At 60.6% G+C, this 26,492-nt stretch carries 22 protein-coding genes; 15 read left to right on the forward strand and 7 right to left on the reverse strand.

The features are described from left to right. Window positions 1-251: 251 nt before the first annotated feature. A complete protein-coding gene (locus ACXAH0_RS11700) occupies window positions 252-1,127 on the reverse strand; it encodes a phosphotransferase (RefSeq protein WP_475191407.1) in 876 nt (291 codons plus the stop codon). 73 nt (window positions 1,128-1,200) lie between these two features. Here ACXAH0_RS11700 and ACXAH0_RS11705 point away from each other — a divergent pair, with 73 nt between their 5' ends. Both ACXAH0_RS11705 and ACXAH0_RS11710 read left to right on the forward strand, forming a co-directional pair. Further along, window positions 1,201-1,494, forward strand: a complete 294-nt coding sequence (locus ACXAH0_RS11705) for an Rdx family protein (protein WP_475174741.1) — start codon at window positions 1,201-1,203, stop codon at window positions 1,492-1,494. 225 nt (window positions 1,495-1,719) lie between these two features. Continuing rightward, window positions 1,720-4,203, forward strand: coding sequence for a methyl-accepting chemotaxis protein (locus ACXAH0_RS11710; protein WP_475191410.1), 2,484 nt, complete (start codon window positions 1,720-1,722; stop codon window positions 4,201-4,203). A gap of 213 nt (window positions 4,204-4,416) precedes the next feature. Here the strand turns inward: ACXAH0_RS11710 and ACXAH0_RS11715 are convergent, their stop codons facing one another. The 4 genes from ACXAH0_RS11715 to ACXAH0_RS11730 form a co-directional block, all read right to left on the reverse strand. Continuing rightward, on the reverse strand, window positions 4,417-5,040 hold the full coding sequence (locus tag ACXAH0_RS11715) for a LysE family translocator (RefSeq protein ID WP_475174745.1): 624 nt from the start codon (window positions 5,038-5,040) through the stop codon (window positions 4,417-4,419). A 233-nt stretch (window positions 5,041-5,273) separates the two neighbouring features. Next, window positions 5,274-5,690: a carboxymuconolactone decarboxylase family protein gene (locus ACXAH0_RS11720; protein WP_475174748.1), complete on the reverse strand. Its 417-nt coding sequence runs from the start codon at window positions 5,688-5,690 to the stop codon at window positions 5,274-5,276. A 2-nt stretch (window positions 5,691-5,692) separates the two neighbouring features. Next, window positions 5,693-6,121 carry a MerR family transcriptional regulator gene (locus tag ACXAH0_RS11725; protein ID WP_475191413.1) on the reverse strand — a complete coding sequence of 143 codons (429 nt, stop codon included), beginning with the start codon at window positions 6,119-6,121 and terminating at the stop codon, window positions 5,693-5,695. Between the two features lie 102 nt (window positions 6,122-6,223). Next, window positions 6,224-7,798 (reverse strand): ABC transporter substrate-binding protein, encoded by a 1,575-nt coding sequence (locus tag ACXAH0_RS11730; RefSeq protein ID WP_475174752.1) that lies wholly within the window; start codon window positions 7,796-7,798, stop codon window positions 6,224-6,226. Between the two features lie 252 nt (window positions 7,799-8,050). Between ACXAH0_RS11730 and ACXAH0_RS11735 the strand changes: the two genes are divergently transcribed. The 5 genes from ACXAH0_RS11735 (at window position 8,051) to ACXAH0_RS11755 (ending at window position 17,281) form a co-directional block, all read left to right on the forward strand. Next, window positions 8,051-9,262: a SulP family inorganic anion transporter gene (locus ACXAH0_RS11735; RefSeq protein ID WP_475191565.1), complete on the forward strand. Its 1,212-nt coding sequence runs from the start codon at window positions 8,051-8,053 to the stop codon at window positions 9,260-9,262. A 178-nt stretch (window positions 9,263-9,440) separates the two neighbouring features. Then, window positions 9,441-11,000 carry a diguanylate cyclase domain-containing protein gene (locus tag ACXAH0_RS11740; RefSeq protein ID WP_475191416.1) on the forward strand — a complete coding sequence of 520 codons (1,560 nt, stop codon included), beginning with the start codon at window positions 9,441-9,443 and terminating at the stop codon, window positions 10,998-11,000. A gap of 86 nt (window positions 11,001-11,086) precedes the next feature. After that, complete coding sequence (locus tag ACXAH0_RS11745) at window positions 11,087-11,989, forward strand: HNH endonuclease (protein WP_475191419.1); 903 nt, start codon at window positions 11,087-11,089, stop codon at window positions 11,987-11,989. A gap of 147 nt (window positions 11,990-12,136) precedes the next feature. Beyond that, a complete protein-coding gene (gene uvrB / locus ACXAH0_RS11750) occupies window positions 12,137-15,124 on the forward strand; it encodes an excinuclease ABC subunit UvrB (RefSeq protein WP_475191567.1) in 2,988 nt (995 codons plus the stop codon). 666 nt (window positions 15,125-15,790) lie between these two features. Then, window positions 15,791-17,281 carry a hypothetical protein gene (locus ACXAH0_RS11755; protein WP_475191422.1) on the forward strand — a complete coding sequence of 497 codons (1,491 nt, stop codon included), beginning with the start codon at window positions 15,791-15,793 and terminating at the stop codon, window positions 17,279-17,281. Window positions 17,282-17,597: 316 nt separating this feature from the next. Here the strand turns inward: ACXAH0_RS11755 and clpS are convergent, their stop codons facing one another. Then, the gene (gene clpS, locus ACXAH0_RS11760; protein WP_475174762.1) at window positions 17,598-17,900 is read right to left on the reverse strand and encodes an ATP-dependent Clp protease adapter ClpS; all 303 of its coding nucleotides are present in this window, start codon (window positions 17,898-17,900) and stop codon (window positions 17,598-17,600) included. Between the two features lie 433 nt (window positions 17,901-18,333). Here clpS and ACXAH0_RS11765 point away from each other — a divergent pair, with 433 nt between their 5' ends. The 4 genes from ACXAH0_RS11765 to ACXAH0_RS11780 all read left to right on the forward strand — a co-directional run bounded on the left by ACXAH0_RS11765 (window position 18,334) and on the right by ACXAH0_RS11780 (window position 21,915). Then, window positions 18,334-18,897: a chalcone isomerase family protein gene (locus tag ACXAH0_RS11765; protein WP_475191424.1), complete on the forward strand. Its 564-nt coding sequence runs from the start codon at window positions 18,334-18,336 to the stop codon at window positions 18,895-18,897. Further along, on the forward strand, window positions 18,894-20,243 hold the full coding sequence (locus tag ACXAH0_RS11770; RefSeq protein ID WP_475191427.1) for an MFS transporter: 1,350 nt from the start codon (window positions 18,894-18,896) through the stop codon (window positions 20,241-20,243). Before ACXAH0_RS11765 ends, ACXAH0_RS11770 begins: the two co-directional genes overlap by 4 nt. A 69-nt stretch (window positions 20,244-20,312) precedes the next feature. Further along, window positions 20,313-20,669: a DUF6665 family protein gene (locus tag ACXAH0_RS11775; RefSeq protein WP_475191430.1), complete on the forward strand. Its 357-nt coding sequence runs from the start codon at window positions 20,313-20,315 to the stop codon at window positions 20,667-20,669. A gap of 286 nt (window positions 20,670-20,955) precedes the next feature. Then, window positions 20,956-21,915: a DUF1402 family protein gene (locus ACXAH0_RS11780; RefSeq protein ID WP_475174993.1), complete on the forward strand. Its 960-nt coding sequence runs from the start codon at window positions 20,956-20,958 to the stop codon at window positions 21,913-21,915. Window positions 21,916-21,963: 48 nt separating this feature from the next. Here the strand turns inward: ACXAH0_RS11780 and ACXAH0_RS11785 are convergent, their stop codons facing one another. Beyond that, a complete protein-coding gene (locus ACXAH0_RS11785) occupies window positions 21,964-22,584 on the reverse strand; it encodes an MBL fold metallo-hydrolase (RefSeq protein WP_475191570.1) in 621 nt (206 codons plus the stop codon). 221 nt (window positions 22,585-22,805) lie between these two features. Between ACXAH0_RS11785 and ACXAH0_RS11790 the strand changes: the two genes are divergently transcribed. The 4 genes from ACXAH0_RS11790 (at window position 22,806) to ACXAH0_RS11805 (ending at window position 26,432) form a co-directional block, all read left to right on the forward strand. Next, window positions 22,806-23,903: a DUF1176 domain-containing protein gene (locus ACXAH0_RS11790; protein WP_475191432.1), complete on the forward strand. Its 1,098-nt coding sequence runs from the start codon at window positions 22,806-22,808 to the stop codon at window positions 23,901-23,903. Between the two features lie 731 nt (window positions 23,904-24,634). Further along, the gene (locus tag ACXAH0_RS11795) at window positions 24,635-24,913 is read left to right on the forward strand and encodes a cold-shock protein (RefSeq protein ID WP_475174997.1); all 279 of its coding nucleotides are present in this window, start codon (window positions 24,635-24,637) and stop codon (window positions 24,911-24,913) included. 164 nt (window positions 24,914-25,077) lie between these two features. Beyond that, window positions 25,078-25,587 (forward strand): GNAT family N-acetyltransferase, encoded by a 510-nt coding sequence (locus tag ACXAH0_RS11800; protein WP_475191434.1) that lies wholly within the window; start codon window positions 25,078-25,080, stop codon window positions 25,585-25,587. Further along, the gene (locus tag ACXAH0_RS11805; RefSeq protein WP_475191436.1) at window positions 25,584-26,432 is read left to right on the forward strand and encodes a 23S rRNA (adenine(2030)-N(6))-methyltransferase RlmJ; all 849 of its coding nucleotides are present in this window, start codon (window positions 25,584-25,586) and stop codon (window positions 26,430-26,432) included. The genes ACXAH0_RS11800 and ACXAH0_RS11805 overlap by 4 nt, the downstream gene beginning before the upstream one ends. Window positions 26,433-26,492: the final 60 nt, after the last annotated feature.

Genomic DNA, 26,492 nt, shown 5'->3' on the forward strand with positions numbered 1-26,492 from the left:
ACCCATCTGATGGCGCTGGTCCGGATTGGCCGGCAAGGCGCGTTGCGCAGGACGGCCTGGTTGGCCGTTCAAGCGGCGCAACGCAGTCCGGCGGGCCGGAGCAGGCCACCGAGGCCGTGTTTGAGGACTGTTCAGCTGCGTCCCAGGTTTTGAACGATAAACCATATCGCCCTGCAACCGGCTCCTTGCCGAACAGTCCCCAAACACGGTCAGATCGGTTCCTATCTATTGAGGTTGGTATGAGCTGGGCTTTAAAAGGAGTCCAGATGCGACAGCGCCCGATCCCGCCGCAACCGCGCAAAGGTGCGGAAATCAGTCTTGGCACTGCCCTTCATGAGTTGCTCATAGGCCCAGAGCGCGGAGACCGTATCCGCCAGGGCCTTCATCAGGGTAAGTCCGAGTGGTGCCGGGACCTGCCCGCCGCCCGACCGGTACCCGGCCAGAAACCGTTGTTCCTCCGCTTCAGAAAAGCCATGCTCCAGAGCCGCATAGGCCAGGTCCCAGGCCGGGTCCGCCATTCCGGAGTACTCCCAGTCGATCAGCCACAGGGCCTTCCCGCTCGAAAGGCAGTTCCCCGGTGAAAGGTCTCCGTGACTAGGCACGAGGATCAGCCCACCGTCTTCTTCTCTTTTGTCTTCCGCTTTCAGGCGGACCTCCCGCAGCGCTCTGACAAGCGGAGCGATATCTGCCGATAAATCGGAGAATGGTGCAAGGCTCTCGATCTGCCGGTCTATGACGACATCGGGCGCCAGCCTGCCCTGGAACGGAACACCGGAGCCATGCAAACACGCCAGAACCGCCCCCAGCCGAACCGGCAGTTCAAGACCGGAAGCTTCCTGCGGCTCAATAGCGTGCGTCAGCAAAATTCCCGCTTCCGGACTGCAAAATAGCGGCGGCAAGGCAATCCCAAGAGCCACGGCCTGACAGATATTCTGCGCCTCAGCAAACCGGTCCACCATTCCGGCCGTTTCGGCCCGGGGCAAGCGCAAAAAGAACGCGCCCCTTTCCGACGTCAAACGGTAGACCCGGTTGCTCAATCCGGCCTGGGGCACTGCTGCTTCGACAAACCCGCATGTCTGCGCAAGCTCTGGATAGCTCTCAAACGCGGAAAGCAAAGCGGCAGACACACCGTCTGGTATTTTGGTATCGAAATATGGCACAAGCGCCGTGCTTCAATTCTTTACAAAAAGGTCAGACCCCGTGTCCGACAGTCTGAAACCCCATATCACCATCACCTATTGCCGCCAATGCAATTGGCTGCTGCGCTCCGCCTGGATGGCCCAGGAGATCCTGAGCACCTTCTCAGAGGAGGTGGGCGCCGTTTCACTTGTGCCGGGAACCGGTGGAATCTTTACAATCTCCTGCAACGGGGACCTCTTGTGGGAGCGCAAGGTGGATGGTGGCTTTCCCGAGGCCAAGGTCCTAAAGCAAAGGTTGCGGGACCGGCTCTGGCCCGACCGGGATCTGGGACACGCCGACCGGCCCTCAGACTGACAACTTGGAGGGCCGGATAGGCGCTGCCTCCCACGATCTGAGCAAAGGAACTCTCCACTCAGGGCTTCTCCTATCCGCAACCCGGAAGTGCAAAATTTTTCAGCGGCCCCTAGGTAATTTGCACAAAAACTCAACTCTTTAAGCAAAGATATTTGAGGTTTCTTCGGCTCTTGTTAAAGATTTAAGATAAGACTCCTTCGCGCCTCAGGAATTCGGAGCCGTTGAATGAAGTCCTCTCCAAACCTCTCTGCGACCACCGGACCGCAGAGGTTCTTTTTTGACTGGTCGATCAAGAAGCAACTGCAGATTGGCTTTGGCGCCCTGCTGATTTGTACCATCGGTGTTGGTACGAGCGGCCTCATTGCCGCGCTTAAGGTGCAGGACTCCGTAACCACCGCCAAGACCGCCAACGAGCTTCTTGGCCGGGTTCCCGAACTCTTGACCACCGCACAGTCCTTTGGCCGGTCTGGGGCCGGCGAAGACGCGGCTCAGGTCCGGTCCAAGATTGCGGACCTCTCCGGCGACGTGGACCGGTTGGCAGCCACCGGCCTTGGCGCGGCGGCCAATCTGGGGACAATTGTTGCTGAGCTGAAAGACAGTTTCCGGACCTTGGAGCAGAACCGGGACAGCCGGGACAAGGCCATCGACCAGCTCGGCTCGCTGACAGAGACACTCGTGGGGACCACGGGCGCTGCAATTGCCGACTACAAGGCACTGGCAACCTACCGGTCTTCAATTGCCATCACCAATGAGGGCAAAATCACCAAGTTGTCCCAGCTCTCACCCCGGCTGGCAAACATGCGCCTTGCGGCCAAAGTGCTGGAACAGGAAGCCGCGCTCTTTGCCAAAACGCCGAACAAACAGACCACAAAGCTTCTGACCGATCATGTCAAGGGGCTGGAAAAGGATGCCAAGGCCGTCCGGCGTGCTGTAAAGACCAAAGACATCAAGGCCAATGTCAAAAAGCTGACCAAGCAGGCAAAGGCTTTTGAAAAGCAGATCAAGGCCCAGCTCAAGAAGGGCGCTGTCAGCGATGAAGCCTGGACACAGAACCTCAAGCCCGCCGTTGACGGTCTGGCGGCCCTGGCGTCCACAATCGTGGCAGCGACTGAACAGCCGATCAAGGACCTAACCCAGGAACTGCGCCAGTTTGAGCGCGCCAGCGCGGATCTCCGGTTGATGTCGGATCAGACCCAGAGCATCGCCGCCAGCATCCTGGGCCTCAAAAGTTCCTATCTCGACTATCTGAGCAGCGGCTCGCAGACTGCGGCCGAGTCGTTTGACACCTATCTGTCCAGCGCCAGCAGCCAGTTGGAAACGCTGGCCAGGCTGATGAACACCAGCCTCAAGGACAGTCAGGACAAGCTTCAGGACGACCTTCTGAATGGCCCGCTGAAAACGCTGGTCAGTGCCGGGCAGGACAGCCTGCCGCTATTGCAGGAAAGCTTTGCCAACGTGGCTTTGGCAACCCAGGAGCTTCAGACCCGTCAGGACGCCTTTTCCAAAGCAGCCGGAAGCTTGACAAAGGAGGCAGAAACGATCAGTGCCTCGTCCGGTGGTACCGCGGTAAACGGCGCAAAGGCGGCCCAACTCCAGATCATCATCTCTCTGGCGCTGGCGCTTGTGCTCGGCATCGCCTTTGTTCTGCTCCTGTCCAGCGCCATCATCCGTCCGATCCGCTCTTTGACGTCAGCCATGCAGAAGCTGGAAAAGGGTGACACGGATCAGACCATTGCTGCCACCCACCGGAGCGACGATGTCGGCCACATGGCCCGGGCTGTTGCCACATTCTGTGAGCGGGAAAAGGAACGCATGCGCCTGGGGGCCGAGACCTCGGCGCGCCAGCAGGACGTTCAGAAGCGCCAGCAGCGGGTGGATGCTCTGGTCTCCGAATTCCGCCAGGATATCGAGGCCGCCCTGTCAACCGTATCCGGCAACATGGAGCAGCTTGACCAAAATGCGGAAATTCTGTCGGAAATCGCCCGCACCACCAGCGGCAAGAGCGAAGATGTCAGCTCCGCCGCCAGCCAGGCCAACGACAATGTCCAGACCATTGCTGCTGCAACAGAAGAACTGAGCACCTCGGTTCAGGAAGTCGGCCGCCAGGTGGAAGCCACCTTGAGCCAAGTTCAGAGCGTGACGGACGCCACCCGGACCTCCAACGAACAGGTCAAGGGCCTGACGGCGGCGGCCGAACGGATCGGCCATGTGGTTCAGCTGATCCAGGACATTGCCGAACAGACCAATCTTCTGGCCCTCAACGCCACCATCGAGGCTGCCCGGGCCGGAGAAGCAGGCAAGGGCTTTGCCGTGGTGGCCTCTGAAGTGAAGTCCCTCGCCGGTCAGACCGCCAAGGCCACCGATGAAATTTCCAGCCAGGTCTCCGAGATTCAGGGCTCGACCAGTGCGGCCGTCCAAGCCATCAGCTCCATCATGGGCATGATGGAAGACGTCAATGACACCGCTGCAGCCATGGCCGCTTCCGTCGAACAGCAGGCCTCAGCCACGGAGGAAATCTCAACGGGTGTCGGCCGCGCTGCCGCCCAGACCAGCAGCGTGACGCAGACAATTGGCGATCTGTCTCAGGGGTCCAGCGAAACCAGCCGCTCTGCGCGGGATGTGGAGGATATCAGCGGCTCGGCGACACGGCAGCTGTCAGACGTCACCCACCGGATTGAACAGTTCCTGCAGGACGTGGCCGCCGCCTAGCGCACGATGCTCTAAAACAGCAAACATTGGCACCAGGCGGCTCCGCGCCGCCTCCTCACCTGCCGTTAATACATAGCGTCATTCCGGCGGCCACTCTCCTGAGCCTATGCCGCAGAAACCGAGCCTATACACCTAGGGCAGCTCGGCACTCCCAAGAGAAAGTCAACCAGGCCTTCGAGGATATGGGCTGCTGCGGGCAGAGGCTGAGCGCCTTTACTGAAGCCGGGCCGTCGCGATTTTCAGGCCCGCTGCAGCGAAGCCGACAGCAAAGGCGCCTTCAAACGCACGGCGCAAGCGAATATAGAGCCGGGTCATCGGCGCGAAGGAAAACAGCAGCGCATAGCCGAAAAAGATGGCTGCACTCTGACAGCCGACGGCGGTAACAACGGTTGCCAGCATGGCGGGACTGGCATCCGCCGGAACACCGAGCGAATAAAGGGCGCCGAAAAACAAAATGGCCTTGGGGTTGGTAATGTGCAGCGCTGCACCGCGCAGGATCAGGGATCTGGCCTCCCCCGCAATGGCCTTGGCTTCGATGTCGCGGGAAGAAACCGCCGACCGAGCGGCCTTGAAGGCGAGATAGAACAGGTAAAGGACCCCTGCATAGCGGATCGTTTCCAGAACCCAGCCATGCGCCAGCATAAGAGCACTGAGGCCGAGAGCGGCGGCAATCGACCAGCTCAAGGATCCGAGCTGGATGCCCGAGGCCAGCAGAAGCCCTGCCTTGCGGCCGCGCCTCATGGACGTTCCTGCAATGGCAAGCGTGGCAGGCCCGGGGCTCGCCACAGCAACAAGCGCAGCAGCCATGATCAGTCCCAGGTTTAACGCGTCCGGCATGGCGCATCCCTCATTTTGCAAGAAATCGGATACCCGTCTCAACTGAGAAAAATCCATCAGATCGGTTTCGACCGGTTGAGCTTGGTTTGAGTAGACAGCCTTTTGCACCGCAATACAATGCCGCCTCAAATGTCGGTCCACGCCAGTAGGCAGCTGCCTTGCAGCGCGCTCGTGACGCGCCCCAAGGCACCGTTGCGGCTGAATTTGCTGAGGGTCTGAACAGACCCTTTGGCTTAGCCGCTCGCAGCCGCTGTGCGGTCAAACACCTCCTGGGCCACATTCAGGCCGTTGATGGCCGCTGGCAAGCCGCCATAGACCGCCATTTGCCAGATGACCTCGACAATTTCCTCCCGGCGCGCCCCGGCCGCAAGAGTATGCTCGATATTGACCGCAAGCTGGGGCCCGGTCTGGCCACCCAGGGCCGTCAAGGCCGCAAGAGTGCAGAGCTGCCGGGTCTTCAGATCGACGATGCCGCGGGCATAGTGCCGGCCATAACCCCATTCGATCAGGCTTTCCGTGAAGCCTGGAACGAGCTGGTCGTATCTGTCCGCCAGAACCGTTTCCAGCTCAGGATTCAGCTGACGCGCCACCTCCCGGCCTTTTTCCAGAACCAGGGAAGCAGAGGTCGCGGCTGCTGTGTCAAGTGTCATTGTCATGTCCTTTCCCGGACCTGGCGCGCGCCGTGTCCGGTCCGGGCACACTGTTCAAAGGAAGGATCAACGGGCTTTCCCGCCTCCATCTCTTTGTAAAGATCGATTTTTTCGTCCAGCACAGCCAGTGTTTCGGTGAGCTTGGCCAAGTCAAGACGCACCTTGTCCCGGTGCGCCTCCAGCATCTGCCGGCGCTCCCTCATGGACGCCGCTCCCATGGTCCTCAGGTCCGCATATTTCAGCCGATTCCTGATGCCCATGCCGGTTGACTTGAGCCGGTCCAGAAAGTCGATCCAGCGCAGGATCGTCTCGTCATAGACACGGCGCCCGCCCGAGTCGCGCAGCGCTTTGGGCAAGAGGCCGATTTTCTCGTAATACCTGAGAGTGTCCGTCGAAAGCCCGGACTTTCGGGCAAGATCACCAATTCGCATACCTGTCTCCGAACAGAACGATCTCAGTCAGATACAGGTTGGAGTGCGCTCCAGGTCAAGCCCGGAACGCACGATCTTTCAAAAAAGGCCTGACGGCGTGGTTCAGGCGAACCACCAGCGCTCGATCGCACGCAGCCCGTCCAAAGCCCAGTTGGCCCCGACCTGTTCAGGATGCTGAACCTTTTCGGAATGGGCCATCACATAGCTGGCGAACATCGGCACGATCACGCCGCCTTCCGTACGCACGAGGTTCTGCATGTCACCATACATCTGCCGGCGCTTGTCCTCGTCCAATTCGGAGCGGGCCGCCACAAGAAGCTCGTTGAACGGTTTGTTGTCCCAGTAGCTGTCATTCCAGGGAGCCCCGGCCGAATACCCTACCGTGAACATCCAGTCCTCGGTCGGGCGGCCGCCCCAATAAACGGCACAAAACGGCTTTTTCATCCACACATCGGACCAGTAGCCGTCATTGGGCTCGCGCACCGGCGTGATGGTGATCCCGGCCGCAGACGCGCTGTTGGCGTAAAGAACGGCCGCATCCACAGACCCCGCAAAAGCGGCTTCCGCAGCCGAAAGGCTGACATCGAGACTGTCCAGGCCAGCCTGTTTCAAATGGTATTTCGCCTTGTCCGGATCATAGGTGGTCTGCTCCAGATCCCCAGCATGGAACCGGTTCGACCGGCCGATCGGATGGTCGTTGCCGACCTCGCCATAGCCAAACAGGATCTTGTCGACCAGTTCCTGCCGGTTGATGCCGTATTTCAGGGCCAGACGGACATTGTTGTCGTTGAAAGGCGCAGCGCGCGTATCCATCGCAAAGGTGTAGTGCTGGGTGCCGGTGGTCGACAGAATCGAGACATTGGGCGCGCGCTGGAAAAGGGACACGGTTTTCAGGTCGACCTGATCGATCACATCCACATTGCCGGTCAACAGTGCCGATTGGCGGGCCGCCGGATCGAGGATCGTGAGCAGATGAACACCATCGAAATGCGCCCGGCCCTCTTTCCAGTAATTCGGATGGCGCGTCATTTCAGCGATCACGCCCGGTTCATAGGAGACCACCTTGTAGGGGCCGCAGCCATCGCTGCTGGTCGGGTCCAGTTTGCCGTCCTTGGCCTTCATGATGGGCATGTGATAGTCGGTCACCACAAACGGGAAATCCGCATTGCCCGCCTCCAGCGTCACGACAACGCTGTCGCCTTCCGCTTTAAGATCGGTAATCGGCGCCACAAACGGCTTGATGGCCGACGTACTGTCCTCGCCCCGGTGATAGTTGATCGAGGCAACCACGTCCTCCGGGGTGACCGTGCCACCACTGTGATATTCAACGCCCTTGCGGATCTTGAAGGTCCAGACCCTGGCATCCGGCGAGGCTTCCCAGCTTTCTGCCACCTCGCCGATCAGCGAGCCGTCAGCAGCAACTTCCACGAGATACCCGTGGCGTGCGGTGGCAAACACCTGCACATAGACATTGTCCCAGGTGCCCGGATCATAATTCTCGCTGGTGTTGCCCGCTGCAATGCCGACACGCAAGGTGCCGCCCTTCTTTGGCTGCGCGGCCGCGGGCACGGCGCCGAGGGATCCGGCAAGGGCCGCAGCCCCGAAAGCCGCCGTCCCTTTCAACACGCCCCTGCGCGAAAGTCCGGAAAGAAGAGGGGGAACCTGAGAATGGCTCATCGGGCAATCCTTTTTCTATTGTCGATCACCGCGTTGTTTTTGCACATTAAATTTTTCAGTTCAAACCGCTCTTCCGGAGACAGTTCCCAGAACGCATCCTTTGAGCATCCCGAAAGCGGGTCCCTCATCTGCGGCGTTTTCTCAAAACCCGAAAAAACTCTTGCCCCCGGCACCCCGCTAGGCGCTATGGTTCCCGTTATGCGCCAGCCGAAGCTTTTCACCACGCTTAAAACCTATTCCAGACGCTAGTTCATTGCAGACCTCACCGCCGGGGTGACGGTCGCCATGGTCGCCCTGCCGCTGAGCCTTGCCATCGCCATTGCCTCTGGCGCACCGCCAGAAAAAGGACTGGTCACAGCCGTTGTGGCCGGGTTCCTGATTTCCGCGCTGGGGGGCAGCCGGGTGCAGATCGGCGGGCCCACAGGGGCATTCATCGTTGTGGTCTTCGGAGTGATTGCCGGGCACGGCTATGACGGGCTGGTGCTGGCCACATTCATGGCCGGCCTCATGCTGCTGGTGGCCGGTTATTTTCGCGCGGGCAACCTGATCGCTCACATTCCGGAGGCGGTGATCAACGGCTTCACCATTGGCATAGCCCTCATCATAGCCACCAGTCAGATCAAGGATTTTCTGGGTTTGGATGTTGCGGCTGTTCCTGCCGCCTTTCTGGAAAAGATCCCGGTGCTATGGGATGCCCGTGCCAGCCTCAACATTTTTGCCATAGCGCTGGCCCTGTTCTCCGTTGCGGGGATTGTGATCCTGCGCCGGGCCGCCCCGCGTTTTCCGGGACTGATCGTTGCGGTCGGGCTTGCATCCGCTATTGCGGCCGCGTTTCATCTGCCCGTCGACACGATTGCCTCCCGCTTCGGTGACCTGCCGGGCAGCCTGCCCTGGCCCGCCCTGCCGGACTGGTCTCTGGAGCGATGTGTGGAGTTGTTTCCGTCCGCCCTGATCATAGCCTTTCTCGCGGGGGTGGAATCGCTGCTCTCAGCCATGGTCGCTGACCGGATGATTTCAGGCAATCACCGGCCGAATGCGGAACTGACGGCCCAGGGGGCCGCCAATATCGGCTCGGCCCTGTTTGCCGGTCTGCCCGCCACAGGTGCAATTGCGCGCACCGCGACGAACGTAAAAGCTGGCGGCAAGACCCCGGTTGCCGGAATTGTGCATGCAATGGTGGTGCTTTTGGTGGTCCTTGTTGCCGCGCCCCTGGCGGGCTATCTCGCCATGCCCGCCCTGTCTGCCCTTTTGCTGGTCACCGCCTGGACCATGAGCGAGCCCCATAAATGGGCCACCTATGCTCAACAGCCGCCCAGCGAACGGCTGCTGCTGGTCCTGACGCTCAGCCTGACAGTTCTCGTGGACCTGACCGTGGCAATCGGCGCCGGGGTCGCCCTCGGACTAGCCCTTCGGCTGAGCCGCAAAACGCCAAATGAAAGCGACTGGACCCCACCGGACAGGTGATTTCTCTTTCAGGCCAACCCCTTACCGCCGCTGCGGGAAATCCGGGCACCCAACAACCGATAACGCTGCGTTAACTTCATTTCCCGAAAGCCTGGCAAATCGTCCTCCTGCCAACAGGATGTTTAGAGCCCGGGTCCAAAGTCGCCAAAACAGCAGACGCGGGAAAACGGACAAAGGCATGGCGGCAGCCGCTCAGGACACCAGCTTCAACAAGATTGACACCACCGGCAGCGGAACCGGCAGGAAGACGCCTCCCGGGCGCCGGGCGGGCCTGCGCCACCTGGCCTATGGATCCATTGCCCTTCTGATCGCTGGCGGCCTTGCCGCGATGGTCTATCTGTTCCTCAGCACCACCAAAGCGGCCGACACGCTGGCACTCCGCCATGAGCGCGCCCTGGTCTCCGAGGCCCTGACCCATCGGCTTGATCTGGAAGCCCGCAACCAGACCTTCGTGGCGGTGAACGACAAGAGCGCCCGGGAAGTCCAGGTGAACGACGCCATCGACCCACGATTTGCCCGGGAGATTGCCCGGCAGATGTGGCTGGACTTCAACCACGACTGGACCCTGATTGTCGACGGCCGCAACCGGCCGGTCCTCGTTGCCGCCGAGGAGGAGGTGGTACCACTGGACGCGGGCCTGCCAATCCTTGAAACCACACGGGATCTCATTGCCAAGGCCAGGATCGGCTATCAGACAGCCCGCCGCCCGTCTGCCGGGGGCTACAAGATCAGATATGTCGAAAAGGGCCAGCTTGCGCCGATCTATGCCACTGATATCCGCGAGATCAAGGGCCAGCCCGCCCTGGTCAGCGCCATGGCCATCGTGCCGGAGAGCCCGCACGTGTCCCTGCCTGACGGCCCACCGGGAGTGATCCTGTCCATTTCCCTGATCGGCCCGGCGCTACTGGCGGATATCGGCACCACGCTGCTCCTGCAGAATTTTGCCTATCAGGCTGAGGCCAGCAGTTCCCCTGCGAGCGTGCCCGTCACAGCCCATGATCAGACCCCGCTCGGTGCCTTTACCTGGACCAGCGAAGCCCCGGGCAGCCGCATCCGTGCAGCCATTGGTCCGATTGCCCTCTGCCTGATGCTCGGATTTGCAGGGATCGGCATCCTGTTTGCCCGCCATCTGGCCCGGAAGTCCCATGCGCTGGAAGTGAGTGAAGAGCACAACAGGCGCTTGGCCACCCAGGACATTCTGACCGGCCTTGCCAATCGCTCATCCTTCCAGGAAACACTGGCCTCGGCGCTCCGGAACTGCGCCACCACGCCCTGCACGGTATTGGCCATTGACCTGGACCATTTCAAGCCGGTGAACGACACTTTCGGCCATGAGGCCGGGGACATGGTGATCCGGCAAGTGGCCCAGCGCATGCGCAAGGTTCTGTCCGGCAAGGCGGTGCTGGCGCGCACGGGCGGCGATGAGTTCATGGCTCTTATGGCGGGTCCCATGGATTCCCAAACCCTGCGCTGGCTGTGCGATGCCCTTGTGGAGGAAATCGCCCAGCCCATTCCTGTCTCCGGCGGCCTAGCCCGGATCGGGGTCAGTATCGGCTGGGCCTGTGCACCGGCCCATGCGGACACTCCGGCCCATCTGCTCGCCCTGGCTGATCAAGCCCTCTACCGGGCCAAGGAAACCGGCCGTAACCGGGCTGTGAGCATTGAGGATCTTTACCGCTCTGCCAGCGGCGAAGTTCCCGATCAGCCGCAGCCGCACCGCCGGCTAATCCGGACGTAGGGCAGAAAGAAATCAGCGTTCTGGGTTTGACTGGCACAAGCAAACGGATAAACTGAAGCCAGCAGTCCAAAAAATCAAAAGATTGAATGTCTTACGCCGTTTTCTACTACAAAACAGACAGTCCCTATGACGATATCAAGGGTGTCAAACATCACTTCCCCAAGCAATATCTCAAGACGGTCGAGAGCGCTCTTAACGGATGGATCGTTTACTATGGCCCTTTATCAGGCAAGAAGAGCCGCTACTACACAGCGATTGCACGACCGAGAAATCTCGTTCAGGACCCTGACAAGGCAGGCCACTATTATGTCTACTTCGATCAATATTTAGACTTTGACCGGCCACTCAACTATTCGGAAGAGGGTGGATATGAGACAGGTCTTTTCAAACAAGATGGCAAACCGAATGGCGGCAAAATCATAAATGCCATTCGCCGTATCAGCGAAAGTGATTTCGAAAAGCTCATTCAAGCCGGATTGTCTGAGGAGGAGAACTGGCCAGCCCGGACGGATGAGACGGACACTGACGATCCTCTCAGTGGCTTTGGAGAAGATGAACAAGCCCCTCTTGAGGGGCCATTTGGTGATCGGCCAATCAAAACATTGCTCGTGAATAAACCTTTTCGAAAAGCCAAATTCCGGCAGAACATTCGAAAAGCGTATGATAGAACATGCGCCTTTACTGGGCTTCGGCTCATAAATGGCAAAGGCCGCCCGGAAGTGGAGGCGGCACATATTATTCCTGTTGAAGATGGGGGAAATGATTCCATTCAAAACGGCATTGCTCTTTCAGGCACCGTTCATTGGATGTTCGACCGAGGTCTTCTAACGTTATCAAATAGCTACGAAATCGTCGCCTCGCGGCATCTCAACTATGACGTTTCGCATCTTTTGCACAAAGACATGAAGGCAAGGGTACCAGATGCTCCAGCCGACAGACCTCACCCGCATTACCTTGAATGGCATAGGCAAAATAAGTTCAAAACTTAAAACCTCCTGACACCTTCCTGTCAGGAGACGGACAGAGAGTTCGGGAAACCCGGCGGAAGCCCGCTCTGCCCCCTTTTCTCGCGCGCGCAACCGGACCATATTGCCGCCATGAGCAAGCGCCCGACCAAATCCCGATCCGATGACAACATGGCCAGCCCTGACGGGTTTGGCGAAGCCCCGCAACAGCCACTCTCCGGTAAGCCCCTGTCCGGTTCCATCAGCGACTGGGCAGCGGAGATTGCCGAGGAAGCGGACGCAGCTGCGCCCAGGACAAAAACAAAAATCAAGGCCCCGGCTGCACCAGCGGATCCCGTCCCCGGAGCGCCGGGAACAGTCAGCCGCACGGCGCGGACCTCCTCACGCGAACGCGAGCGCGCAGGCGGTGACGGAGCGGTTGCCAAAGACGTTCAGGAAGGCCGCAAGGCAAAATTGTCCCCCAAGGGCGCGAAGGCTGCGGGCAAGATCGAAAAACCAGCCAAATCCGCGCGGGGAACGTCCATCGGAAAAGCCGACAGCGCGCGCGAACGGGCGGCGGGCGGGCTCAATCCGGTGGCCGGGCTCGACATGTCGCTGGAAGAGGCGGAACAGCTTGAGGCCAAGCTGAAGCAGCACAAGAAGGACAACAAGAAGAAATCGGCGGCGGATGGCCGCTATGGCGATCTCGGCGGCAATCAGGGCGCCACCGCCACCGTGGAGGCTTTGTCGGCCCTGATCGAATCCGGCAATCCCCTGCATAAAAATGGCGAATTGTGGGTGCCGCACCGGCCCGAACGCCCGGCCAAGTCGGAAGGGGGCGTCGAAATTGTCCTGAAATCCGACTATGAGCCCCGGGGCGACCAGCCTACTGCCATAGCCGATCTGGTGGAAGGGATAGGCAGCGGCGAACAGACCCAGGTGCTGCTCGGCGTCACCGGGTCCGGCAAGACCTACACCATGGCCCAGGTGATTTCGCGCACCCAGCGCCCGGCCCTGATCCTGGCCCCGAACAAGACGCTTGCCGCCCAGCTATATGGCGAGTTCAAAGCTTTCTTTCCGGACAATGCAGTCGAATATTTCGTCTCCTATTACGACTATTACCAGCCGGAAGCCTATGTGCCACGCACAGACACCTATATCGAGAAAGAAAGCTCGATCAACGAGCAGATCGACCGCATGCGCCACTCGGCCACCCGCGCCTTGCTGGAACGGGATGATGTGATCATCGTTGCTTCGGTGTCCTGCATTTACGGTATTGGCTCGGTGGAAACCTATACGGCCATGACCTTCGCCATTGAAGTGGGCGAGCGCATCGACCAGCGCCAGCTGATCGCCGATCTGGTGGCCCTGCAATATAAACGCAACGATGCCGCCTTCCAGCGCGGCGCCTTCCGGGTGCGCGGCGACACGATCGAATTGTTCCCGGCCCACTATGAGGACCGGGCCTGGCGCATTTCCCTGTTTGGCGACGAGATCGAGGCCATCACCGAATTCGATCCGCTCACGGGCCAGAAATCCGGCGAGCTGAAAAGCGTCAAGATCTACGCCAATTCCCACTATGTGACGCCCAAGCCGACCCTGAACCAGGCGGTGAAGTCGATCAAGGAAGAGCTGAAGCAACGCCTGGAGGAACTCAATGCCCATGGCCGCCTGCTGGAGGCCCAGCGGCTGGAACAGCGGACCATGTTCGACCTGGAAATGCTGGAGGCAACCGGCTCCTGCGCAGGCATCGAAAACTATTCCCGCTACCTGACCGGCCGCAATCCGGGCGAACCGCCCCCCACATTGTTTGAATATCTTCCGGACAATGCCCTCGTCTTTGCCGATGAGAGCCATGTCACCATTCCCCAGATCGGCGCCATGTACCGGGGCGACTTCCGGCGCAAGGCGACACTGGCCGAATATGGCTTCCGCCTGCCCTCCTGCATGGACAACCGGCCCCTGCGCTTTGAGGAATGGAACGCCATGCGGCCGCAATCGGTTGCAGTCTCCGCCACCCCCGGCTCCTGGGAAATGGACCAGTCCGGCGGCGTGTTCGCCGAACAGGTGATCCGCCCGACCGGCCTGGTCGACCCGGTGATCGACATCCGCCCGGCCAGCTCCCAGGTGGATGATCTTCTGGGCGAGGTGCGCGAGATGGCCCAGAAGGGCTACCGCACCCTGGTCACCACCTTGACCAAGCGCATGGCGGAGGACCTCACTGAATATCTGCATGAAAACGGGGTGCGCGTGCGCTACATGCATTCCGACATCGACACGCTGGAAAGGATCGAGATCATCCGTGATCTTCGCCTGGGAGCGTTTGACGTTCTGGTGGGCATCAACCTGCTGCGTGAGGGCCTCGACATTCCCGAATGCGCTCTGGTGGCCATTTTGGATGCGGACAAGGAAGGCTTCCTGCGCTCCGAAACCTCGCTGATCCAGACCATCGGCCGCGCAGCCCGCAACGTGGATGGCAAGGTGATCCTCTATGCGGACAATATGACCGGCTCCATGGAGCGGGCCATTGCCGAGACCACCCGGCGCCGGGAAAAACAGCTCGCCTATAATACCGAACACGGCATCACCCCGGAAAGCGTCAAACGCAACATCGCTGACATTCTCGACAGCGTCTATGAGCAGGACCATGTCACTGTGGATGCGGGTTTTGCCGAGGAAGGTTCGCTGGTCGGGCACAATCTGGCGGCCCATATCGAGGACCTGGAAAAGCAGATGCGCGATGCGGCTGCCGATCTCGACTTCGAGACCGCCGCCCGCCTGCGCGACGAAATCAAGCGCCTGCAGGAAACGGAACTGGCCGTCGCCGACGACGCCATGGCCCGCCAGTCCGATGTCGACGGCAAGACCGGCGGCTTCAAGGGCGACCGCAAATTCGGCGCCGGAGGCACCAAGGCGGGCGCTTCTGGCAAGAAAAAAGAAACCGCCCGCGACCGGGCCCGCGCCGCCAGGGACAAAAGCGCCCTGCCCGCACCGAGCGCGAAGGTCCGCAAGAATTCCCTCGATGAGATGACCGTGGGCCGCACGGAAGTTCCACTCGGCTCAGACGATCCGGTCAAACCCGTGATGCGGGGGAAAATCGGTGCAGGATCTTATGAAGACCCCTCCGAGGAAAAACGACGCCGCGGGCGGCCGAAAAAAAGCGGACGACCGGGGCAGTAAGACCATCGCACACGCTCTGGAAACGCGTGGTTCCCCGGTCACACCTGTAGGCCAATCCACCTCTCCAGGCGCAGCGGCATTCTTTGTCCTCCATATCCGCCAAACGGCTGCACGCCCCCCCCTTTTCCACCGGCATCCCCGATTATCTGGCTTGGCAGGGGCATTCGCTTCCTGAAACACCGGACAGCGCACGGGGACAGCAGGCGCGTGGCCCGGTGGCTGGCTTTCGGATCACGGCGCTTCTGTGCGGCAAGGTCCAATTGACTTGCCCGCCCGCGCCATCATGCTGGCCGGGCGGCCCGGAGCACGGGATCACCGGCCCACCGGAGACCTGGCCGGTCTCCGGTCGCCTCAACAAGATGGGGACCTGACGAAACAGGAGACGGAACACAGTTCCTCACCACCCGCCCGGCTTATATTTCCGTATCGGCAAGTCTTGTCAGAAATTCCAGTGGCCCTGCAACCGCCAGCGCCCAATTCGTTAACCATAGGTTTAAAGGTGGCTTTCAACCGTGGATATTTCGCTTTTTGGGCTCACATATCCAGATATATTCTGGGTGGCAGCCCTGCTGAGTCGTTGAATCAGCCCCCTAAAATGGGTTAATAAAGGGTTAAAGTTGCGTAATCCCGCCGGTGCGGCGCCAGCGGGACAATCAGGAGATGATCATGGGCATTTTCTCGAAATCCACGCGTCCCGGCGAAGAGGCGGAGCCAAGGATCGAGACCGGCGAAGAGGCTGCCGGCGGCCTGGAGGACATACAGGCATCCGATCAGGGCGGAAATGTGGAGAAGCTGTCCCCTTTCGCGCTGAAAATGCAGGAAAAGATGAACCATCTGGACGGGCTGAAGTCCCGGGTTGGCGGACTGAACCAGATGTTTGATCAAATGGCGGCTTTCGCCTCCGAAAGCCAGACCAGCATCCGCATGATGGCCGAATATATCGAGACCTCGCGCCACAGCGTGGAGACCGAGGTCCGGCTCAAATCCGAAAATGCCAAAATCTCCACAGATCTCCTGGACGCGGAACACAAGGTCAAGTCGCTCACCACCCAGCTGGAAGACGCTCAGGCGGAAGTCCATTCCCTGCGCAAGCGCTCCACGGAAACCCGGACCGCTCTTGAGACGGCGCGTAACGACATCGTGTCGATCCGCGACAACAACAAGAAGGTCAATGATGAATACCGGCTGCAAAGTGCCAAACTGGTGGAAGCCAACGCGCAGGTTGCCGAACTGACCGGAAAGACCAACGATCTGACCGCCAAGCATGAAACCCTGGAAAAGCATGCCGAGAGCCTGAACGAGGATCTTGAGGCCCTGCGGCACCGGGAGAAGGAACTCCAGCAGAACCTGTCCGAAAGCGCCAAGCTGCTGGAAGATGAGGTCCGCAAGAACAACCAGGCGACGAGCGAACTGGAATCCGCCAAGCGCGAGCTGATTGAATTTCGAAACGACAATATCGATCTCAAATCCCATCTGGACGTGGCCAATCAGGAACTGGTCTACGCCAAATCCCGGCTGGAGGAAGAACAGCGCAAACATGACAACGAAGTCTATGCGCTGAATGCGGAAATCGAGAACTTGTCGTCCCAGCGCCGCATCGGCGCCCAGTCGCTGCAGGAAATGGCTCGCGAAAATTCCACGCTAAAAGAGCGTGGCCGCGATCTTCTCAAACGCATGCAGGAGATCGAGCATCTTCTGGACAGCGCCCAGAAGAACCACGAAAAGGACCGCAACGAGCTGATGGCGACCACCGCCAAGCTGAGGGAGGTCAACCTGCGCTACAATTCGGCCCTGACAGACCTGAACCACCAGCGCAACCAGAACCAGAAATTCGCCGACAATCTGGAAGATCTGGTGGAAGAGAACAAGCGCCTGCAGCGCTACAAGATCCAGGTGGACACGGCCAACGAACAGATCGTGCAGCTGAAGGCGGTGATCGCCAATTACCAGATGGCCATGGAAGGCCGTGGACCGGCGGAAGAGCTCGGCCTGACCGGCGCATACGATCCGGCCGCAGACCTTGGCATCACCGAACCACTGAAAAGCGATCCGGCACCGGTCAAAGTGGACACGGATGTGCTGGAAAGCGATGACAACGGACCGGACGACGACGCCCCCCGCGGCGGTGACGACAAGATCGTCAAACTGCACGACTGATCCAGGGCCGCGCCCGCGCTCCTGTGTGAAAGTCACAAAAAGACGGCTTGCACCCGCATTTTGCGGTGGTTTGGCTGTTGGAAGCGGGATCTGCGGAGGCTGACGGATCCCGTCGGCCTTCTTCGGGCACTTCATCCTCTTGTCAATCCCGCAAAAGCAGGCCCCGGTGCGCACGGACTGCCCCGGCCTCTCACACGCTGCCGCAAACTGGTTCCCGGCACCCGGCTGCGCTGCAGCCGCAATGGTAAGGAAGAGAGAGGCTGTTGCCGGAGGACGGGACCGCCTGCCAAAGGCTCACAAGATGCCTGCTGAGGCTCTATTCCGGTTCGACGGTGAATTGCAGCGGGTAGCCGAGCTGGCCTGCTGCATCAATCGCCCGGGTGGCCTTGGTCTCGGCGACGTCCTTGGGATAGACGGAGACGACACAGGCACCTTTCTGGTGCGCGGTCAGCATCACGACTTCGGCCTGGGCCATATCCAGCCGGAACTCCGCCTTCAGGATCAGAACGACGAACTCCCGCGGCGTATAATCATCATTCACCAGAATGACCTTATAGAGCTTCGGCTTCTGAACCTTGGTCTTTCGCTGCAGTTTCGGTTTCAGATCACTGTCGCCCATCGCACTTGTCCAAACTCGCCGCCCGCCCGGTTGCGCGGGATTTTTTTGAAAACACCGTGTCCTGCGGGATCCGGCACGGTCCGGACCCTCAAACACCCCACTCACGCAGTCTCTTGCGTCCATCGGAAATCAGTTGGCGGGCCGCTGCCTTCTCAAAAGAGCAGCACGTCCCCAGGCGCACCTCTTCCGGGTGATGCCCGCATCCAGGTCTAAACACACCGGCGGTGATGGCTGGTCTCTCCTCCGTCCGCCGGGTCAAGGGCAGTATAATGCATCGCAAAATCGAAGAAAACATGACGGTGCCAGATCGGCGGATGACAGGCGCGCCCAAAACCGCTTCCCGGCAAGAAAGACGGCGGTGAGGCGATCCGGCATCGCCGCGCTTGCGTAAGGGTTGGAAAGCTCCACTCAGCCCCAGCCGGAGGGACACGTCATGGGACCGCAGAGCAGACCGATCCAAACACACTGGCCGTTTCTTGCCTTTTTCTGGAGCTTGCTGACCGCAGCCAGCCTGGCGCCCTTGCCTGCCAGCGCGGACCTCGGACCGGCCGCGCGTGTGGTGCCCGCGGCTGAGCTCGTTGGTCAGGGACGGATGACCTATCTGGGCTTCAAGGTGTTTGACGCAGAGCTTTATGCCCCCAACGGCGTCTACCGCGCCTCCGGCCCGTTCGCGCTGAAACTCACCTATCTGCGCAATTTCAAGGGCAAGGACATCACCCAAAGCTCGCTGAAGGAAATAAGGCGGCAGGGCGGTGCATCCAAGGCCCAGCTTGCTGACTGGGACAAAAAGATGCGAACGATCTTTCCAGATGTGCGTGCCGGCCAGTCCATTACCGGGGTCCGCGGGCCCAAAGGCAGCACGGTGTTTTATCTCGGCAGCCGCAAGCTCGGCACGATCAGCGATCCGGCCTTCAGCAAACGGTTCTTTTCCATCTGGCTGGGACCAAACACCCGCAATCCGGCCCTGCGGGCCCGGCTGGTCGGGACCGGTTCGTGACAGCAGCGCCCGCAAAGACGGTGCGGGCACATGCCCCGGACCTGCAGGTGGAAACGGCGTCACACGCCAAAATTGGTGGCGTGTCCCTGGCAGCCTACAGCGCCATGGCCTTTCCCCTCGCCTTTGCCGGGCTGCCGATCTACCTGCATGCGCCTGACTTTTATGCTGTGATGCTGCAGGTGCCGCTGACCACCCTTGGCGCGGTTCTCCTTGCACTGCGCCTCGTGGATGCGGTTCAGGACCCACTGATCGGGCGGCTCAGCGACCAGTTCCATCACCAGCGCGGCGGCATCCTTGTCCTTGGGGCTGTACTGCTTGGAGTCGGGTTCTGGATGCTGTTTCACCCGCCCGGCTCTCTCCCGGTTTTGTGGTTCGCGGTCTCCGTCTTGATCTGCACCACCGGGTTTTCCATTGTATCGATCAACTTTCAGGCCCTGGGCGGGCTCTGGAAAACCACTTCTGAGTCCCGCACGAGGATCACGGCCGCACGGGAAGCGGCGGGCCTGATCGGCCTTCTGGTTGCCGCTGCCGCCCCGCCGCTGCTGGCCCGGGCCACCGCCCCCGCTACAGCCTTTCACTGGCTCACCCTCGCTTATCTGCCCCTGCTGGCGCTTTCATTGTGGCTGCTGATCCGGTGGATGCGCTCAGCCTCCCTCGAAACACCGGCCCAGAATGCCAAACCGGTTTCCTGGCGCGGTCTCTTCCGCAACCGGTGGCGGGCCTGTTTCTTCGCGCTGGTGTTCCTCAACACCTTTGCCAGCGCCATCCCCGCCGTGCTGGTGCTGTTCTTCATCCGCGACCGGCTGGGTGCCGAAGCCTATACCGGGCTCTTTCTGCTGATCTACTTTCTGGCAGGTGCCTTTTCCATGCCGATCTGGACCTTTCTGGCAAAGCGCGTTGGAAAGGTCCGTGCCTGGCAGCTGTCGCTGGCCGCCGCCATTGCCACTTTCTGCTGGGCCGCTTTGCTGCAGCAGGGGGATCTTGCCGCCTACGGGCTTGTCTGCGTCCTCTCCGGCCTGGCCCTTGGGGCCGATCTCGCTCTGCCCCCGGCAATGCTGGCCGACCATATTGACGCCGACGGCCGCCAGCAGGATGCATCCAGCCTGTTTTCGGTCATGGCGCTCCTGTCCAAATCTGCCCTCGCCGTCGCCACCGGTCTTGCCCTGCCGCTGCTCGGCCTGTTCGGCTACCATCCGGCGGTCCCGATGACAGCCCAGCTGAATCTTGTCTTGAGCATCAGCTATGCGGGACTGCCCTGCCTGTTCAAACTGATTGCCCTGATCGGCCTTTTGCACTTTGGGCACAGCCTTGAGCTCCAAAAGTCCGCACCGATGATTGACAGATGACGGGCGGACGCTTTCAATCGCTGCGCCAGACCAGATTTTGACCAGACCCATGAGCGCAAGATCCGTCCTATGAGCGTAAGACCACCCCAATTCACCAGACCAGAGGACAAGGACCCTCTGGCTGCCGCCCTAGAACAGGAGATTTTCAGCGAAAAGGCCAGCACCCTGAACCGGCTGACCAAAAGGCTGGAACAAGCGCTGGAGCAGCTGCGCGCAGCCGAAGACGATCCGGACAGCCCGCCGGACCTGCGCCGGGATCGTCTCGCCCAGGCCGGTGAGGCCCTGTGGAACGTGACGATCCAGCGGGAGCTGTGCGGTCTGCGCCGCCACCGGGAGTTCAATGACCATATGGGCGTTCCGGCAGCAGTCAGAGCCTCGATGGGCCCGGCAAACGTTATGAACAAGACCTCAAACAAGAAAATGTGAACCCGGCTTGAGTGTCGGGACACAGCCATCCTGTGACACAGGTCACTTCCTTGTTGATGGAGACTGCCGTAAGGAACAGAAGCAGTTGCATCTTGATTGCGACGGTGCTTTTACAAGGTCTTATCAATTCATGTGTTATTTACTGTTGTGTTCAGTGGACTATCTAAAATCGCCTAGATTGGCGGGCATGAAGGGCACCGCCCGGCTTCCCGCCAAACGATAATGCCAGGCGATGACCAAATAGTATGTGCAGGAAAGCGCCCCCGTGAGACTTTTGCCGATTTTGATGTCCGTCTGTCTTCTTTTGGGGCTGATACTGGCTCCCGCCGGGCTGGACCTTGGCGTGACCCAGCCGGCATTTGCCCAGAAAATCCGCGTGGTTCCGGAAGGCAACCGCTACAAGTCCCAGCCGAAAATTCCCTATGCCTCGGCCCGCCGCACGTCCTCGTCCAAATCGACTTATGATGCAAAGTTCAACAAGGTTCTGGCCGTCCTGAAACGGGACCGGCGGCTGATGGGCTCCATCAAACGGGTAGCCGCCCAATACAGCATTGATCCGATCCATATCGTCGGCGCAATTGTGGGCGAACACACCTATAATTACGACACGCTGGACAGCGCCCAATCCTATTATGTAAAGGCGCTCGCCTATGCCGGGATCAACATTCAGTTCGAACTTAACGGCGAGCATGTGGACGCATTCGTTCAACGGCCACAATTCGACAGCTGCCGCAAGGACCATATCCAGAAAAGCAGCGACCGGCGCTGGACCTGCTATGAAAACGTCTGGAACAGCAAGTTCCGAGGCCGGCGTGTTGACGGTGTCCGCTATCCGAAAAAGAACTTCAACGAGGCCTTTTTCCAGCCGCTCTATGCGGGCCAGAGCTTTGGGCTCGGCCAGTTGAGCCCGCTCACCGTCCTCAAGATGACGGACCGGGTCGCACGCCAGAGCCGGAACCGCAAACTGAGTGCAGCCAACGCCGAGGCGGTCTACAAGGCCACAATGGACCCGAATATTTCACTGCACTACATGGCTGCGATCATTCAGGACGCTATTGCCGCCTACAAGTCCGTCGGCAAGGTGGATATTTCCAGGAACCCGGGACTGACGGCAACGCTTTACAATCTGGGCAATCCCTGGAGCCGCGCTGCCAAGTTCCGCCGCACCGGCAGAGCCTGGCCCCGGGAGAACTACTATGGCTGGCTGGTCAACGACCGGATCGATCAGCTGCGCGCCCTGCTCTGAGCAAAGGGCGCGCCTCGCAGAACCGCCATCCCGCACACCATCATATCCTCAGGTCAGAAACGGGTTTGTCTCCCGCTCGTGACCAAGGCTGGACGCCTGGCCATGGCCCGGCAGGAAGGACACATCATCTCCCAGCGGAAGAAGTTTCTCCTTGATGGAGCGGATCAAGGTTTCATGATCGCCACCGGGCAAGTCGGTACGCCCGATCGATCCGGCAAACAGCACATCCCCCGAAATCGCAAAGCGCAGCTCCTTGGAGAAGTACACCAGATGCCCCGGAGAATGGCCCGGACAATGCAGAACGTCGAAACTGTGCCCGGCGATGTCCAGCACGTCCCCGTCCGCCATCCAGCAGTCCGGGCTCACCGGCTTCACATTGGCAACGCCAAACTGAGCCGCCTGATCCGCCACCCGTTCAATCAGGGGCTTGTCCGCCTCATGGGGGCCTTCCACGGGAACCTTCAGCGCGGCCGCCAGATCAGCCGCCCCGCCCACATGGTCCAAATGGCCATGGGTCAGCACGATCTTTTCAACCGTCACACCGTGTTTTTGGATGGCGTCCTGAATGCGCTCAATGTCGCCGCCCGGATCAACCACAGCCCCGCGCAGGGTCTTCGGGTCCCAGATCAGGGAACAGTTTTGCTGGAAAGGCGTGACGACAACGACCATCACTTGAACGGGCGGCAAGTCTTCCCTGCCAGATTGTGTGGTTTCTTCAGTCACAATCCTCTCCTTCCACACCAACACACCTATTTTGATAACAATTTCGGCACAAAAAAGGGTCGGTATCGTGTTTCTGTATCTTAGCGGCTTCACCTTGCCGCCTGCTTTTCGTACAAGAAGTGTACGCCTCTGAGAAGATGGCACTCGAAATCGGGTCACCGGAGATAATGAAGCTAAAACTGCTTTCCTTTCTGAGTATCGCTGCCGCAGCGCTGTTGCAGATGAGCACGGCCCAGGCGCAACCGGGCCGCAGTTCTCCGGTGTTCCGGGACTGGAGCGTTGACTGCGTCAACACCGGCGCCTGTTACACCTCCTCCTTCACCCGCAGCCAGTCTGTCTGGGTCGATGTCAGGATCGTGCGCGACTGGCAGGCCGAAGCCCAGCCGCTGATCCGCCTGACCACCAACACCGAATTGCCGCAGGACGGCACGCTGCGCTTTGATGTGGACGGCACACCGGTGGAAGAATTGCCAATCGAGCAGCTGCGCGAGATGCAGCCCGGCGTTACGGCCCCGGCCGGATTCCGTCCACTCGGCGGGGAAGGCTTCTGGTACCCCTCCGGTCCGGCCTCCGCCACCTTGCTGAAAGCCATGCAGGAAGGCAATGTTCTGACCATCACCCTGCCGGCCGTCGGCGGGTCGAAGCCGATTGCCGTTCCCATTCCGCTGCTCGGCCTGACCGCAAGCCTGCGCTGGCTCGACAACCGGCAAGAGCGCGCCGGCACGGTGGCCGCCATCATCTCCCCCGGCACGGACCCTGCCAAAGATGCGCCCCATGCCCTGCCCATCGTGAGTTCCGACCAGCTGCCGCCGGAAGTCGCCGCCATCTGGTCCGCCAACCGGCTGTGCTCGGAAATCGACCCGGCCATTTTCGCCAGTCTGAATGCGGTCCGGGTCCCCGTGGCCGACAACGCGTCGCTCTATATCATCCCCTGCGGGGCCCCAACCGCCTATAACAGCCCTTACGTCGCCATCCTGTCCGGACAGGATGGAGCTGCCCGTCAGATCCATGTGGCCCGCATGTCCGACAAGGGGCCCATCGCCTCAGACCTGATCTACAACGCCAGATGGTATCCAGCCGACCAGCATCTGGTCAGCTACTTCAAGGGCTCTGGTGTCGGCGAGTGCGGGCTGTGGAACCGCTGGATCTGGAATGGCAACGGTCTGGTGCTTCTGGAAGAGGCCACACGCAAGACCTGCGACGCTACGGAACCTGACTTGTCCAATTGGTCAAACACCTGGCCTTTAAAAAACGCCGTCGATTAGGCCGCCGCCCAAGGAATTTCTTGCGATTTTGTGCATCCCGCCCTTATGATAGAGCCGCAGCGGCTGGTGCGGGATGCGGCAATTCTGTTTCAACCCGGCCCCAGAATGTTGAGCAGGCGTACAGGGTGCGCCTGGCTGGAAGAGCTCGGCTGTTAAGACGGGTGAGATTGGCGGAGATGTGCCGGAGGGGCACAGAAATTTAGGGTGATTCAGTAATGCACGATGGCGATTCGGACCGGAGGTCGCGTGGTCGGCGCGGCGGCAAGCGCGAGTTTGGCGGTCCGCAAGACTTCGGCAGTGACTTTGGCGGAAGCGATTTCGGTGGTGATTTTGGCGGTGGCCGTGATGGTGGCTACCGGGGCGGACGCGACAACGATTTTGGTGGTGGCTACGGCCGCGACGACAGAGATGGCGGACGTGGCGGCTATGGCGGCGGCGGACGCGGCGGCTATGGTGACCGCGACGGCGGCGGCCGGGATGGTGGACGCGGCGGCTATGGCGGCGGTGGCGGCCGGGACGGCGGGTATGGCGGCGGCGGTGGCCGTGGCGGCTATGGCGGCGGCGGCCGGGACGGCGGTTATGGCGGCGGCGGCGGCCGTGGTGGCTATGGCGGCGGCGGACGGGACGGCGGTTATGGCGGCGGCGGTGGCCGGGACGGCGGTTATGGCGGCGGCGGCGGCGGAGATGGCGACGGGTTCCGGCAGAGTCGGCCGCGCCGCGACGGCCCGCCTGTGGAACGCGGCCCGCGCCAGAACGGCACCGTGAAATTCTTCAAGACGGACAAGGGCTTCGGCTTCATCACCCCGGATGAGGGAGATGCGGATGTGTTTGTGCATATCTCTGCGGTGGAACGCTCCGGCATGGCCTCTCTCGACAGTGGCCAGCGGATCTCGTTCGAGACCGAACCGGACCGCCGGGGCAAAGGTCCCAAGGCGGTCAACCTGCAGGTGATCGAGGATGACGGCAGCGCCCCTGCCGAAGACAGCGCTCCGGCCCCCGAAGACGATTGATCCCTTGCGGAAGAGACCGGCCCGTGCCGGACCGGCAAGATTACAATCCGGACGCGGCGTGGCCGCGCCCGGGCCCCTCCTGAAGCCCGCTTGTGTTTCCCTCCCTTTTCAAGCGCGGTTCCTCTAACTATAAGGTGGGCCTTCCTTCCAATCAGGTGCCTGCCATGTCCTCTGCCTCCGTCCATATCCGCCCCTTTGAACCCGGCGATCTCGGAGACCTTGTGCATTTAAACAATGCAGCTGTTCCCGCCGTGAGCGGCTTGAGCGCCGAAACCATGCTGGACCTGATCAACCAGGCGCTGATCGCCCTTGTGGCCGAGGTTAACGGGTCTCCCGCCGGGTTGCTGCTGTGCCTTGGCGAGGGCGCCGACTATGACAGCCCCAACTATGCTTGGCTGAGCGCGCGCGTCCCGCATTTCGCCTATACTGACCGGATCTTTGTCAGCGAAACGCAGCGCGGGCTGAAAGTCGGTGAGGCCCTTTATGCGGCTCTCTTCCGCCACTTTGCAGGATCGGACCGCAGCTTCCTGTGCGAAGTGAATGAACGCCCGGCCAATCCGGGCTCTCTGCGCTTTCACAAGCGCCTGGGCTTTGAAGAGATCGGACGGGCCGACAATGGCGACAAGGCCGTCGTCTACCTGCAACGCGCCGCCGAACCTGCCGCCGCCTCATGAACTACAGGCACGCCTATCATGTCGGCAATATCGGAGACGTGCTCAAACACGCGGTCCTCTCCCGGCTGATCGTCTATTTCCAGAAGAAGAACAAGGCATTCCGCCTTCTGGACACCCATGCGGGAATCGGCCGCTACGACCTGACCTCCGAAGCTGCCCTGAAGACCGGCGAATGGCAGAATGGCATCGCCAAGATCCTGGACGCGGCAATGCCGGACGAGGTGGCCGGGCTGCTCTCGCCCTGGCTCTCTGTTTTGCGGGATCTCAACCCGGACGGGAAGCTGTCCGTCTATCCGGGGTCGCCCTGGCTGGCCCGCAAGCTCCTGCGCCCGAATGACCGCCTGACATTGACCGAACTGCATCCGGAGGACGTCAGGACGCTCTCGGATCTGTTTGCCGGTGACCATCAGGTCAAGACCATTCACCTGGACGGCTGGCTGGCTCTGGGCAGTTTTCTGCCCCCCAAGGAAAAGCGCGGCCTTGTCCTGATCGATCCGGCCTTTGAGGCACTGGACGATTTTGAGCGCATGACTGCTGCCGTTCTGACCGGCTGGAAGAAATGGCCCAGCGGCACCTATGCGCTTTGGTATCCCCTTAAGGACATGAAAGCCGTCACGCGCATGCATGGCGCTTTCAAGGAGGCAGGCCTGCGCGATCTTCTGTCTTTGGAACTGCGTGCCGGCAAAAGCGGCCCCGATACAAAAATGTTCGGTTCTGGCATGACCTTGATCAATCCTCCCTACACGCTCGCGGCGGAGATGCGCTGCCTGCTTCCTTGGTTCAGCGCCGTGTTGCACCAGGGCCCTGGTTCCGGATGGGCGGTGACGCAGGTGATTGAGGAATAACTGCCCGCCATAGTCATTTTTGACGGAGAGAGTTCTTGACCTTCCGGCCTCGCTCCCCCA

Source organism: Roseibium sp. AWQ4_290, from assembly GCF_056160985.1.

Excerpts from the sequence above, each read along its gene's own strand:
- ACXAH0_RS11710 (WP_475191410.1), top strand. The coding sequence starts at position 1,720 with ATGAAGTCCTCTCCAAACCTCTCTGCGACCACCGGACCGCAGAGGTTC.
- ACXAH0_RS11715 (WP_475174745.1), bottom strand. The coding sequence starts at position 5,040 with ATGCCGGACGCGTTAAACCTGGGACTGATCATGGCTGCTGCGCTTGTT.
- ACXAH0_RS11720 (WP_475174748.1), bottom strand. The coding sequence starts at position 5,690 with ATGACACTTGACACAGCAGCCGCGACCTCTGCTTCCCTGGTTCTGGAA.
- ACXAH0_RS11725 (WP_475191413.1), bottom strand. The coding sequence starts at position 6,121 with ATGCGAATTGGTGATCTTGCCCGAAAGTCCGGGCTTTCGACGGACACT.
- ACXAH0_RS11730 (WP_475174752.1), bottom strand. The coding sequence starts at position 7,798 with ATGAGCCATTCTCAGGTTCCCCCTCTTCTTTCCGGACTTTCGCGCAGG.
- ACXAH0_RS11740 (WP_475191416.1), top strand. The coding sequence starts at position 9,441 with ATGGCGGCAGCCGCTCAGGACACCAGCTTCAACAAGATTGACACCACC.
- ACXAH0_RS11745 (WP_475191419.1), top strand. The coding sequence starts at position 11,087 with ATGTCTTACGCCGTTTTCTACTACAAAACAGACAGTCCCTATGACGAT.
- uvrB (WP_475191567.1), top strand. The coding sequence starts at position 12,137 with ATGGCCAGCCCTGACGGGTTTGGCGAAGCCCCGCAACAGCCACTCTCC.
- ACXAH0_RS11755 (WP_475191422.1), top strand. The coding sequence starts at position 15,791 with ATGGGCATTTTCTCGAAATCCACGCGTCCCGGCGAAGAGGCGGAGCCA.
- clpS (WP_475174762.1), bottom strand. The coding sequence starts at position 17,900 with ATGGGCGACAGTGATCTGAAACCGAAACTGCAGCGAAAGACCAAGGTT.
- ACXAH0_RS11765 (WP_475191424.1), top strand. The coding sequence starts at position 18,334 with ATGGGACCGCAGAGCAGACCGATCCAAACACACTGGCCGTTTCTTGCC.
- ACXAH0_RS11775 (WP_475191430.1), top strand. The coding sequence starts at position 20,313 with ATGAGCGTAAGACCACCCCAATTCACCAGACCAGAGGACAAGGACCCT.
- ACXAH0_RS11780 (WP_475174993.1), top strand. The coding sequence starts at position 20,956 with ATGTCCGTCTGTCTTCTTTTGGGGCTGATACTGGCTCCCGCCGGGCTG.
- ACXAH0_RS11785 (WP_475191570.1), bottom strand. The coding sequence starts at position 22,584 with ATGGTCGTTGTCGTCACGCCTTTCCAGCAAAACTGTTCCCTGATCTGG.
- ACXAH0_RS11790 (WP_475191432.1), top strand. The coding sequence starts at position 22,806 with ATGAAGCTAAAACTGCTTTCCTTTCTGAGTATCGCTGCCGCAGCGCTG.
- ACXAH0_RS11800 (WP_475191434.1), top strand. The coding sequence starts at position 25,078 with ATGTCCTCTGCCTCCGTCCATATCCGCCCCTTTGAACCCGGCGATCTC.
- ACXAH0_RS11805 (WP_475191436.1), top strand. The coding sequence starts at position 25,584 with ATGAACTACAGGCACGCCTATCATGTCGGCAATATCGGAGACGTGCTC.